8 protein-coding genes are annotated in these 12,432 nt (G+C 38.3%); 6 read left to right on the top strand and 2 right to left on the bottom strand.

Features of this window, described 5'->3' with window-relative positions; all coding sequences use genetic code 11:
* Positions 1 to 294: 294 nt before the first annotated feature.
* The 6 genes from G1O98_RS16435 to G1O98_RS16410 all read left to right on the top strand — a co-directional run bounded on the left by G1O98_RS16435 (position 295) and on the right by G1O98_RS16410 (position 9,097).
* Complete coding sequence (locus tag G1O98_RS16435; RefSeq protein WP_275941782.1) at positions 295 to 618, top strand: NAD(P)-dependent oxidoreductase; 324 nt, start codon at positions 295 to 297, stop codon at positions 616 to 618.
* A 101-nt stretch (positions 619 to 719) separates the two neighbouring features.
* The gene (locus G1O98_RS16430) at positions 720 to 2,003 is read left to right on the top strand and encodes a glycosyltransferase (RefSeq protein ID WP_163929779.1); all 1,284 of its coding nucleotides are present in this window, start codon (positions 720 to 722) and stop codon (positions 2,001 to 2,003) included.
* A 474-nt stretch (positions 2,004 to 2,477) separates the two neighbouring features.
* Positions 2,478 to 4,433, top strand: a complete 1,956-nt coding sequence (locus tag G1O98_RS16425; RefSeq protein ID WP_163929778.1) for a PAS domain S-box protein — start codon at positions 2,478 to 2,480, stop codon at positions 4,431 to 4,433.
* An 11-nt stretch (positions 4,434 to 4,444) separates the two neighbouring features.
* Positions 4,445 to 5,962, top strand: a complete 1,518-nt coding sequence (locus G1O98_RS16420) for a response regulator (protein WP_163929777.1) — start codon at positions 4,445 to 4,447, stop codon at positions 5,960 to 5,962.
* A 150-nt stretch (positions 5,963 to 6,112) separates the two neighbouring features.
* Positions 6,113 to 7,276, top strand: a complete 1,164-nt coding sequence (gene argJ / locus G1O98_RS16415; protein ID WP_163929776.1) for a bifunctional glutamate N-acetyltransferase/amino-acid acetyltransferase ArgJ — start codon at positions 6,113 to 6,115, stop codon at positions 7,274 to 7,276.
* Between the two features lie 618 nt (positions 7,277 to 7,894).
* A complete protein-coding gene (locus G1O98_RS16410) occupies positions 7,895 to 9,097 on the top strand; it encodes an AAA family ATPase (RefSeq protein WP_163929775.1) in 1,203 nt (400 codons plus the stop codon).
* A 132-nt stretch (positions 9,098 to 9,229) separates the two neighbouring features.
* On the opposite strand, the gene G1O98_RS16405 is transcribed toward G1O98_RS16410, so the two are convergent.
* Together G1O98_RS16405 and G1O98_RS16400 are read right to left on the bottom strand one after the other, a co-directional pair.
* Positions 9,230 to 10,081: a response regulator transcription factor gene (locus G1O98_RS16405; RefSeq protein WP_175586707.1), complete on the bottom strand. Its 852-nt coding sequence runs from the start codon at positions 10,079 to 10,081 to the stop codon at positions 9,230 to 9,232.
* Between the two features lie 197 nt (positions 10,082 to 10,278).
* Positions 10,279 to 12,258: a scytonemin biosynthesis sensor histidine kinase gene (locus G1O98_RS16400; protein ID WP_163929774.1), complete on the bottom strand. Its 1,980-nt coding sequence runs from the start codon at positions 12,256 to 12,258 to the stop codon at positions 10,279 to 10,281.
* Positions 12,259 to 12,432 lie beyond the last annotated feature (174 nt).

The following is a 12,432-nucleotide window of genomic DNA, read 5'->3' as shown; positions in this document are numbered from 1 at the left end:
GTTATTTCTAGCATTTTTATACGGATGACTTTTTAATATTTACAAAAAATTACTCAAGTATTGATCGAGTTGCGTATGAGTTGCATTTGAGTTGCAATTGAGTATCTTGCTGTCATAATATACTTATAAATCACAAGCTAATGAGATTTTTAGGTAGTATTCAAATGACTTTTACTATATATGTAATAAGTGGAGAAAACACCTGAACTTGTTCCAACAGTAAAGTTGTAGATTAAATCTGTAAACATCGAAAACCAAACTATTATCATTATAGAAATTAATAGATTTATCAGCTTGCGTTTTGCTGAGTTAGCTATAGCAAAGGGAATGAAAGTCCGTGGACTACAAAATTTCTCAGATAAAGCTAAAAAAGCGCAAAAACTCGGTGTTGAGGTGATTGTTAGTAGTGTCACTAATCCAGCTACTGCCCAAATGGCTTGTCAGGTAGTAGATGTAGTTACACATACGGCTGAACTAGCTAAAGAAGGTGGGTCAATTGACCATTTTCATGAGGTAAATATTAGGGGCACTGTCAATATAGCTAAAGCTGCTAAGAATGCTGGTATCAAAACCTTTGTGCATCTTTCGACGGGATGCAGCGCATACAGGAATAGCTGAGAAAAAGAGACATCCAAAAGATAATTGAATCACCGTAGTTGATTTAGAAAATTTTCATACCAAGTGTTAAAGCATCATACATAAATATCAAGTATTAGACCATGAATAAACAACCTCTTCGTATTGCGATTTTTACAGCATTATATGCTCCGTTTATGTCGGGGGTTTCTATGGGAGTACACCAGCGTGTTCGCTGGTTGCTACAGCAGGGACATGAAGTCTTTCTGATCCATCCTGGTGTCAATTATCTGTATCCCAAAGAAGTTCGCGTTCGCCCCATGTTAAGGCTGGAGGAAGTTCAGTCTTTCTCCAACTTTTATTCTTATGCTTACCCAAGCAAACCAATGATATTCTACAATTCTCTTCCCGAACCATTGCACTATCGATATTGGAGTGATACCAAGCTGTTATTAAATTTTCAGCCTGACATTGTGGTGGTTGAAGAAGCGCCAGGAATGATCGGTTACTATTCACTTTTTTTGCAAGGTTATGGTCGCCTTATTGGCATCGAATACACAAAGCGAACAGGCACACCAATAATATCTATATTCCATACCGATATAGTTGCTTATATTCGATATTACATAGGAGAGTGGGCTTTTAGATTTATTCGTCCGATCATTCCCATTTTAATTAAGCAATTGAGTGAGGCTTATGATGTTAATTACTTTTCTTCCCAAGAACAACTCACTAAGTACAAATTGCTGGCAGCCAAACGTCTAGAATATCTTCCCTATCAAGGAATTGATTGCGAAAAATTTCATCCCCGAAACATTTGTTATGACCCTATTCCTGACGATCAACGACCCACTCTGTTGTTTGTCGGACGCATTAGTGCAGAAAAGAACGTCAAGCAACTCCTAGATGCATTTGTGCTCATTGCTGCCAAAATTCCTGATGTCCATTTAGTGATTGTTGGTAGTGGTCCCCAGGATAAAGAGATCCGTCGGCGTGCCAAAAAGTTTGAATCTGGTATTACGGTTTGGGGTGAGTCTCACGGTACAGAACTTTTGGGCTGGTTTGCGCGAGCAGATGTATTTGTCAATGCCTCCGTCACCGAAAACTTTTGCACCACAACTAACGAAGCGCTGGCTTCTGGAACCCCTGTAGTTGCAGTCCTTGCGCCTTCAACTTCAGAGCAGATATCCTCTGGTCGCAACGGCTTCCTAGTTGAACCTAACAACCCAAAAGATTTCGCTATGAAGGTGATTGCGATTCTAGAGAATCCGGCTCTAAAAGAAGAAATGTCTCGACAGGCTCGCCTATACATACAAAAATTTGATTGGTCGGCGTGTATGGAAAAATTTGAAGAAAAACTTTATCAGCATGTTGGAGCATCGAAAAAACTGGAGGTAAAAGGTGCTGCACAGGTAGTTAATAGGTAGGCAAATAACGAAAGTCTGTGAGTTGTACATATCTGCTTAATTACTCTTTAAGAAAACTCTTCGCGTCAGAACGAATGCTGTGGGTTGTTAATTAATTATGAACCTGATCCGTCTTCTATTGCGTACTTCTTCTTTTCAGCTCTGTATTGAAGTCCTTCTACCTAATTTTAGTGAAGAACTGCCCCCTATTCAATGGTTTATAGATATTGCTCATGGTAGATTTAATGGCTTTCAGCATAAACCTGGAGAAGGTACATTTGGTAGAACTGATGTGTCACATAGAACGAGAATTTTAACGTTTATTTTCTAAAAAAATATTTTAAATAAAGGTTCGTGACAAAATTAGTATGTTGTAAATATCTTATATTATTCTCTGACCAAAGTAATAGAAGAAGGATATATTTAGTTCGGTGAATCACCATTATTTAGCTAAAATCTTAGGAGTGTCATCAATTTCGATAGCACCCCTAAATTATGATAGAACTTTTACATAATGTTTTCTCTACTAGCAAGTTTATTCCCCACGGACATTGCTACCTCTGGAAACCAGGGTTGGTGTGGTTGCATCTGGTTTCAGATGTACTAACTGGACTTGCTTATTATTCAATCCCAGTTATGCTAGTTTATTTTGTCCGTAAACGGCGAGATGTGCCTTTCGGCTGGATATTTCTGATGTTTGGCACATTCATTGTTGCTTGTGGCACAACCCATTTGATGGATGTGTGGACGCTTTGGTATCCTACTTATTGGCTATCAGGGTTACTCAAAGCTATTACCGCTTTTGTCTCTGTATTGACGGCTATAGAGCTTGTGCCATTAATACCGAAGGCACTGGCCCTACCAAGTCCTGCTCAACTAGAGAAAGAAATTGCTGAACGCATACTAACTGAGGAGGTGTTGAGGGAAAGTAAACAACGCTGGCAATTAGCTTTGCGCGGCAATAATGATGGAATTTGGGACTGGAATGTTAAAACCAATGAAATATTCTTCTCGGCCCGTTGGAAGGAAATGCTTGGTTATGAAGACCACGAAATTTCTAACCATTTAGATGAAAGGATGAAACGAGTACATCCAGATGATCTGGATTGGGTAACACAAGCAGTACAAGATCACTTTTCTCAGAAAACACCGTTTTACACTACTGAGCATCGAGTTTTATGTAAAGACGGCACTTACAAATGGATTTTGGATCGAGGTCAAGCACTGTGGGATGAAGATGGTAATGTAGTGCGGATGGCTGGGTCACATACCGATATTACTGAGCGTAAGCAAGCAGAGGAGGCAGTAAGTAGTCTACTTAATCAACTAGAAAATATGGTGGAGGAACGAACAGCACAGTTAACAAGAATTAATCAATCACTACAGACAGAAATTACTGAGCGTCAGCGAATAGAAGAAGCATTACGAGAAAGTGAAGAACGATTCCGTGCTACATTTCACCAAGCTGCTGTTGGCATCGCCCATGTAGCAATAGATGGAAGGTGGTTGTTAGTTAATCAGAGGCTTTGCAATATTCTTGGCTACACACCCGAAGAACTACAGTTGCTAACTTTTCAAGATATTACTCACCCAGATGATATTAATGCCGACCTAAAATATTTTTACCAGATTTTAGCAGATGATATTCAAACTTACTCAATAGAAAAGCGCTATTTTTGTAAAGATAGCTCCCTAGTTTGGGTTAATCTCACCGTCTCTTTAATGCGCGAACCTAGTGGGGAGCCAAGATATTTTATTTATGTAGTGGAAGATATTAGCGAACGGCAAGCTGCGCTACGCGATCGCAAGCAGTGGGAGGAGCAAATGCAAGCATCACTCTTAGAAAAAGAGGTGTTATTAAAAGAAATTTATCATCGGGTCAAAAATAATTTACAGGTTATTTCCAGTCTGCTAAGTTTGCAATCTGCTTATATTAAAGACAAACACGATTTGGTAATATTCCAACAAAGCCAACAACGGATTGCATCAATGGCTCTAGTTCACGAAAAATTGTATGAGTCTCAGGACTTGGCAAAGGTTAATTTTGGTGAATATATTCGAGATTTAGTAGCAAGTTTATTTACTGCATACGAAGTCAATGAAGATGCGATCGCTTTGGTACTAAATATAGACAAACATGTTTTTCTCGGATTAGATACGGCAATTCCTTGTAGCTTAATTATCCATGAGCTTGTATCTAATTCTTTGAAATATGCATTTCCCGCAGGTAGGAATGGTACGATTTATATAGAAATTAACCAAAATCAAGATCGGCAAGTTACACTTGTAGTCAGTGATGACGGAATTGGTTTACCACCAAATTTTAATTTCCAAAAAATAGCTTCTTTAGGCTGGCAGTTAGTAGATGCTTTAACCAATCAACTTTCAGGAAATATGAATATCCAAGGTGATATGGGTGTGGAGTGTCAGGTGACATTTACATTAATATAACAAACTAAAATATGACATCTGCAAAAATCTTAGTTGTGGAAGACGAAGCTATTGTTGCGAAAGATTTACAATATCGACTTATAAAATTTGGTTATACAGTTCCTGTAATTGCTTCTTCAGGACAAGAGGCAATTAACAAAGCAGTAGAAATATCCCCAGATTTAGTGTTAATGGATATTAAATTAAAAGGGTCAATGGATGGGATAGAAGCTGCCCAAGAAATCCATAAGCATTTGGATATTCCAGTAATTTACTTAACGGCTTATGCAGATGATAAAACATTAGCAAGAGCCAAGATAACTGAACCATTTGGCTATCTACTCAAACCTTTTAAAGAAAGAGAACTACAAACAAATATTGAAATAACTCTCACTAAACACGGTTTAGAAAGGCAATTAAAAGTAAGTAAAAAATGGTTGGATGCACTTTTAAAAAGTATAGGCGATGGTGTGATTGCTAGCGATTTGCAAGAATTGGTAACTTTCATGAATCCGGTTGCTGAAAATCTGACTGGATGGAAACAGGAAGAAGCTTATGGCAGAAATTCATCAGAAATATTCAATATTGCTAATGCAGATACTCATAACTCTATTGAAAGTCCGATCGTAAAAGTCCTTCAAGATGGCATTATCGTCAGCCTCCCAGCAGAAACTATTCTGATTACTAGAGAGGGTGGAGAAATACCAATTGATGACAGCGCTGCACCAATTAAAGATGATAAAGATAATATAATAGGTGCTGTGTTAGTGTTTCGAGATATTACTGAGCGTAAACGAGCGATTGAGGCGCGTCAAAGGCAAATTGAGCAAGAGAAACTTGTGTTGCAATGGGAAGAGATAAATCAACTCAAAAATGACTTTCTAAATTTAGTTTCTCACGAACTGCGATCGCCTCTGAGTAATATGAAGCTAATGATTCAAATGATACAATTGTCTACTGATACAGATGAAGCTCAACGTTATCTAGAACTGATGGAAGGCGAGTGCGATCGCGAGTTAGGATTAATTAACGATCTACTTGACTTACAACGGCTAGAAAGCTCATCTTATCCAGTTATCACACCAGATGCGTTGCTCTTACAGCAGTTCTTAACTTGGATAATTGAGCCATTTCAAATCCGTGTTCAACAACATCAGCAAACTCTAAAGTTAAATCTGCCTTCAAATCTCCCGCCCTTGCTCTCAGATGGCATAAGCTTAGAACGAATCTTAATAGAATTGCTTAATAATGCCTGTAAATACACACCTGCGGGTGGTGAAATTATCCTAAGTGTAAGTCACAATTCCTTGGAAACGCCTGCAAAAACTATTATTACTACCAGTAATTCCGCAGAAATTTCAGCAATAGAGTTACCACGAATCTTTGAAAAATTTTATCGCATCCCCAATGCAGATATCTGGAATCAAGGTGGTTCTGGATTAGGTTTAGCTATAGTAAAAAAATTAGTCGAACAATTGCAAGGAAACATTCAAGTAGAAAGCGGTAACGGATGGACAACATTTACCCTTACATTAACTGATTTATTATAGGTCTTTGGCTTCTCTTAAAATTTTCTAATTTTTATCTTACACATCAATTATTAGAGCTGTATAGATAGATGTACTTCTCTAATAACTGATGTTGTAAATATTTTTGTAAATGGTATGAGATAATTAAAGCAAATTATTAAATCTAGAAAAATGGCATTAACTATATCTTCCACACCCCAAGGGTTTAGTGCATTTATTACTAATTTAGGAATACGAGATACAACTGATGATTTTGTATTTATTAAATCAGAAGTTCCTTGTGTTGCTGATGGAGTCTTCACTCAAAGTCTTTTTGCCGGGCCAAGTGTTACTATTAGCCGCGACAACTTAAAAGATTCACAAGTACAAGGAATTGTCGTTATATCTAAAAATGCAAATGTCGCTAATGGTGCTGTTGGCATTGCTGATGCCCAAGAAGTTTTAGAATTAGTTGCAACGGAAACTGGAATTGCTGCACATAATATGGTGATAGCTTCTACAGGCGTAATTGGCAGGCGTTATCCAATTGAAAAAATTCGAGCAGGTTTATTAGGATTGGGGAAAAAATTGACTCCTGCTGATTTTAATGCCGCAGCCCGTGGTATTATGACCACCGATACAGTATCAAAACTAGCTACACGGCAAATAGGAAATGCCAAGCTGGTAGGAATTGCCAAAGGTGTTGGCATGATTGAGCCTAATATGGCTACTCTCTTAACTTTCTTCTTTACTGATGCAGCAATTTCTGCAAATAGCCTTCGTTCTATTTTTCGCTCTACTATAGATAAAACCTTTAACTGCTTGAGTGTAGACACTGACACTTCTACTAGTGACTCCGCCGTGATTTTAGCTAATGGAATAGCCGGTGAAGTTTCAGAAGTAGATTTTGCCAGTGCATTGCAAGAAGTTGCACAAGAATTGGTGCTGAAAATTGCCAGAGATGCAGAAGGTGCCACCAAAATTATTGAGGTGACTGTAGATTCAGCTATTAACTATGTACAAGCGAAAAAAGTAGCTAAAGCAATTGTCAATTCACCATTAGTAAAAACCGCCGTCTATGGGGCAGATCCGAATTGGGGACGAGTTGCGATGGCTATAGGTAAATGTGAAAATGAACAGCAGATCAATCCAGAACGAGTTGTTATTAGTTTTGATGACGTGAAAGTTTATCCTAGTAGTTTAACTAATGAAAATCTGGAACAATTGCGGCAAATTATGTCCAAAGACAAAGTAGATATTCATGTTAGCCTCAATATTGGCGAAGCTTCTGCAACTGTATGGGGTTGCGATCTTTCAGAGGGTTATATAGAAATTAATGGCAAATACTCAACTTGATTAACAAGAAGAGACGCGAAATTGCACTGGGCTTCAAACCGCTACGCTAATGTCTTGTTGCGTTAACGCGTCTCTACATATAGGAATTCGATTTGATTTTTGTTCGCGTGGGCAGGAAAGAGGTAAGAGGCAATAGGAAAGAAGGCTTTTTGAGTTGTACGGAGTTTTTTCAAAAATCAAATATGAGTCCTATAGCTTTGATAGATACTACACAAATTTGCAATAGCTGGGGTTGAAGCCTCAGCAACACAGCATAGCTGCCTTCTTCATCGGTAATATTCTGAACCTCACCTTGCTATCAGAGAGAGAAACTTTGGCATCAGCCAAAAGTGGGATTATGTGCTTTCGGACATGATATCAGTCAGAAGTGTAGAGATGAATAAATGGCGGAGGGACATTAAGAGGTAATTGCTTTGTCAAAAAAGTTGACGCAGGTAGTTGTTGTGTAATATAGTGTGTTACACAAGTAATGAGTTAGATTAAAAAAACTTCCTAGCCAGTACATCACGGTGAAAATAAAATTACCATTTGTATACAAGTAGTTGATATTACAAGAAAAATTTTAAAATCTCATATTTAACACAAATAGCTCTATTAACGCTGCATAACTAAACAAATATGGATTTTGACTATTTTAGAAGCAATGAAGGCACTCCTACAAATAATACCCGCCAAAGCTTGCTTGCTAGTGGGTGGCGACCCTTTAACCGAGAGTTAGATTGGGGTTTTTTATGGCAACTGTTGTGTAGTGACTCCCGCGAATTAACTCAAAAAAGTTTGAATTTAGCGAGTAATGTTGCTGATATTTTGGGGCGAAATAATTATGCTTGGTGGGCTAATTTATTAAATATTGTATCTGATAATACCCGCTACGAAGTTGAAAAATTTTGGAATTACATTACACCAGATCCTCAATCACCAGATCATCGCTACAAAGATGTTTTGAGTACGGAAACGCCTATCGTCCAATTTGTCAGTCGTAGTAGCATTCCCATTGATTATGTTCTTAACCGACTGCAAGAAATTACTGTACTGCGAGTTTTGGGTGTGTTGGGTAATCCTGACATTATTACTCAGTATTATTCAGAAAGAGATTTTTATTTTCCTATAGATAGATTTGTTAGCTGGGAACGCTTAGATGTGATTAATACTGTTTATGCTTACTGGGCAAAGCATGACGTTTGGTTGCAAATTGATCCCTACGATCGCGGGCGGCGACAATATAGTTTAATGGCGAGAAATCTTGCCCCACTAATTAACAAGGCGACTTACGACTTAGCAGTTATGCTAAGTGGATATCAAAGTCGTGTAGGTAAAGTTCACAGCCAATTTCCCATTCGCACATTTCCGGCAGATATCCAACAGTTTACTGATGCTGTACAGCAAGCGATTCTGAATCAAAACCAGTTAGCGGTTGTTGTACATGGGAAACCAGGTACTGGTAAAACAGTCTGGACACAAGCTGTAGCAAAAGAAATTCTTGTACCTTTAGGGTATGTAATTTTTATTTTAGATCATGATGCGATCGCTAATTTTGTCCCCCCAACTTACATAGAACGTATTTGTATCGTGATTAACGAAGCTGATAATCTAGCGCAAAACCGCGCTTCTGAGGTAGCGCAATACAATAACAAAACCGAACACATTCTCAGTTTGCTGGATGGTACTTTGTATCAAAGTGTCATTGATGAGTCTGGTATCCAGATGCAGCAACGATTAGTTGTCTTGATGACTTGTAACACTACTGAAAGATTAGATCCGGCCATGTTACGTAAGGGCAGGGTGGATTTAATATATGAGTTTACGCAACTATTTGTATGAGGGAGGCAGGAGGCAGAAGGCAGGAGGAATACTACTTTTCTTGTTAAACTACACTACTCCCGACTCCCGTTCGGCAGAAGCCTACAACCCATATCAGTTGTAATCTAAATGAAAATTGCTGTAAATCGACTTTCACCAAAGTTTCACCTGTTTTTGGGATACAAGCTGATGCTGCTTGCGCCAAGCTTGGGGAGGTAAACCGTGATGTTGGCGAAACTGACGAGAAAAATGAGACACATCTTGATAACCTAATGCTTTGGCAATCTTCTCGATAGTCTGATTATCATTTTGGAGTAAAAAACGAGCGCCTGCCATTCGGCGTTTGACAATCCAGCAGTTTACAGTCTCTCCCGTTTGCCTTGCAACTCGGTTAGTTAAGTAAGCAGGTGAGTAACCAACAGCAACAGCCACATCACACAAAGTAATTCCTTGATGATAATGGGCTTCGATAAAGTCGAAAACTTCTTTTAATTGAGGAATGCTGGGAAATATTGACTTAGAAGGGATTGTGGGTTCTTCAGGTGCGATCGCATTTGGAGTATTATCTACAAATACTGATTTTGGAGCTTTCTCAAATTTCATAGCGCACCAGTATTGCAGAGTAGCTTGTTTTTGTAGTCGGATAGCGATCGCTCTGAGCAATTCGTCTAGTGTCGAGGGTTTGGTAAGATAGTCATCTGCTCCCAATTCCATAGCTTTGCGAACATCTGCTTTGTTACTACTCCCAGTCAGAAAAATAAAGGGAATAATTGCCGTAAGAGGATCTTGGCGTAGCCTACTTAAAACGCTATAACCATCCATATCGGGCATCGTGATATCGCAAATCACTAAGTCGGGTATACACTCTAGTGCTTGTTGGATACCAGCAAGACCGTTGTTAGCACTGATTGTATCAAAACCTTTAGCTTTAAGACCTTTTAAATAAAGATCGCGGGTAACATGATCATCTTCAATGACGAGAATTTTATTTGATGATTCGTACATAATTTTTTATTACCATAACTTTTAGCAGAAGCTGGTTAATATTAAACCGTGGCGGAATTTTGCCTAATTTAGTTGGATTTACGCCGTGCTGTACTCAACTTTTTTGGGAGTATGGAAATAGGCATAAGCTTAATGACTTCGTTCCGAGAGTTGTGATTGTTAAGTTGTTAATTAATAACTAATCTTGATTTCAACATTCATAACTCGGAACAACTAAACTCTGACTTGATTAATGCCAACTTCACTGTAAACGTAGTGCCTACACCAAGTTGACTTTCCACAGATACTTGACCATGATGTAAGTCTACTAGGGTTTTAAGAATTGACAGTCCTAGTCCAGTGCCAGGTATGTGATCGATATTGGTTCCACGGTAAAATGGTTCAAATATTCGTTGTTGATCTGGCGCTGAAATACCAATACCTCTATCTTCGACCTGGAAAATTAATTGCTCATTTTCGCAAAAAAGTCTCAAATCAACTGTCATACCAGAGGGAGAATATTTTATTGCATTATCGAGCAAATTTTTTAAAATCGGCTCTAACAGTTTTTTGTCTATGCAGGCTGTTAGATAATTTTCCTGAGTGACAAAATTAATCGGAATTTTACTAATGCTCATCTGCATTTCTGCAACTAAGTCATTACAGAAATCAACTAACTCAAGTGGCTTTGGCTCATAGTTTATTTTTGCTGCTTCTGCCTTAGAGAAGAATAAAATATCATCCAACATCTGACCAAGTTGTTCTGTAGCTTTTTGAATGTGATCCAGCAGTGGTTGGATTTTCTTCTGTGTACGTTTATCTACTTCTTCCTTTAGTAAACTATTAGAAAATGAAACAATATTCAACGGTGTACGAAATTGATGGCAAACCATAGAAAGAAAACGCGCTCTAAGTTCGCTAAGTTGTTTTGCTTGTTCTAAAGCTTGGTTAAGACCTAATTCTGCATATTTGTAATCGGTAATATCAATGCCTGCAATCATTTCTACTGGTTTCCCACCAAAATCTAGCACTCCATCCAGCATTACAACCGCACAAGCTAGCCAGCGCTCCGTACCGCTTTTTGTCAGAATATTCATCTCCTGGTATTCAAAGTTAGTTGCTTCACTGTGCTTACGTACCTGTCTGCGTCTTTTGCTCTTAATCAGTCGCCGAAGATCAAAACCCGCTAACAGTTCCTCTTTTGTGTAACCAGTGAGTTGCTCTACTGCTGGATTTATGTAGCAAAGCCGTGTGCCTTGAATCAGAAAAGTGCTGGTATCTGTTGTTTCGGCTAAAGTCCGAAATCTAACTGCGTTTAGCCGCAATGCTTCTTCAGTCTGTTTAGATTCAGTAATGTCCCAAATACTCCAGACTCTACCAATAATTTTGCCATCTAACAAGTGAGGCTTAGAGTAGTGTGCAAAAACTCTCCCATCTTTCAATTCCAAAATATCGTAGCTCTCAAAATCAGATTGGCTAGACACTTCCCAAATTAGTCGATTAAAGGCTTGTGGATCTTTTAGTTGATTCTCAAAAAAGGCTTTGCATCGAGGACATTTCTTAGATAATATTAGGGACTCCGGGATCTGCCACATATCCGCAAATTTCTGATTTAAGCTCAGAATATCTCCCTCAGAATTAACTGCAACAATACCAATGGCAGTAGATTCGAGAGTAGAACGAAGCAAAGAAAGAGATGCTTCTAGTTCTATTTCTTTTGATTTGAGTTGAGAAAATTCTTGCTGCAAATTGTCTTTGGCATCCCTTAATTCATCAGTCCACTTTTGCACGCTCAATTCTACTATTTCATCACTTATTTCCCGAGCAAAAGCACAGCCAAATTCTATATCTTGTTGTTTTATATAGCTAATGGATATTTCTACCAGAAAGATCCGTCCTCCTTTTGTGCGGTAGCGAGATTTAAAGGTAAGAGAACCTTCTGAGTAAATATTTGACCAGTTGTGTAGAGAAAAATCTACGTCTATATCTTGCAACCTCATGGAAAGTAATTCCTCACGGGAATACTCAGTCATCTGGCAAGTGGCATCGTTGACGTAGAGAAATTGGGCGTTTTCTCCTAAACAAAAGGCAGCATCTACAGCTTGATTTATTAGAAAGTGAGCAAACTTCATTTCTATTTCTGGCTGTAGTGGCCATTGAGTGTTTGATTTAGCTAATCTATAATCGCCAGAATTCATATCCCTACTTGCTCCTGGTAATTAATCAGCACCATAGCCATTAATGAGTAGATAGTCATAACTAACTAAAAACTCTGGTGCAGTGTTAGGCAGTTAAAAAATAAAATTAGTTAGTAAATTAAAAATATTACTAACTTAAGTTAACAAAACTTATCATACCAATAAAAAGGTAAT

Source organism: Nostoc sp. UIC 10630 (assembly GCF_010747425.1).
Lineage (GTDB): Bacteria > Cyanobacteriota > Cyanobacteriia > Cyanobacteriales > Nostocaceae > Nostoc.
Note: the sequence above shows the minus strand (reverse complement) of the source record. Positions and strands in the feature narration are given on the sequence as shown.

What these genes read in the sequence shown, in the direction of transcription:
- G1O98_RS16420 (WP_163929777.1), top strand. Translation starts at nt 4,445, where the DNA reads ATGACATCTGCAAAAATCTTAGTTGTGGAAGACGAAGCTATTGTTGCG.
- G1O98_RS16410 (WP_163929775.1), top strand. Translation starts at nt 7,895, where the DNA reads ATGGATTTTGACTATTTTAGAAGCAATGAAGGCACTCCTACAAATAAT.
- G1O98_RS16405 (WP_175586707.1), bottom strand. Translation starts at nt 10,081, where the DNA reads ATGTACGAATCATCAAATAAAATTCTCGTCATTGAAGATGATCATGTT.
- G1O98_RS16430 (WP_163929779.1), top strand. Translation starts at nt 720, where the DNA reads ATGAATAAACAACCTCTTCGTATTGCGATTTTTACAGCATTATATGCT.
- argJ (WP_163929776.1), top strand. Translation starts at nt 6,113, where the DNA reads ATGGCATTAACTATATCTTCCACACCCCAAGGGTTTAGTGCATTTATT.
- G1O98_RS16425 (WP_163929778.1), top strand. Translation starts at nt 2,478, where the DNA reads ATGATAGAACTTTTACATAATGTTTTCTCTACTAGCAAGTTTATTCCC.
- G1O98_RS16400 (WP_163929774.1), bottom strand. Translation starts at nt 12,258, where the DNA reads ATGAATTCTGGCGATTATAGATTAGCTAAATCAAACACTCAATGGCCA.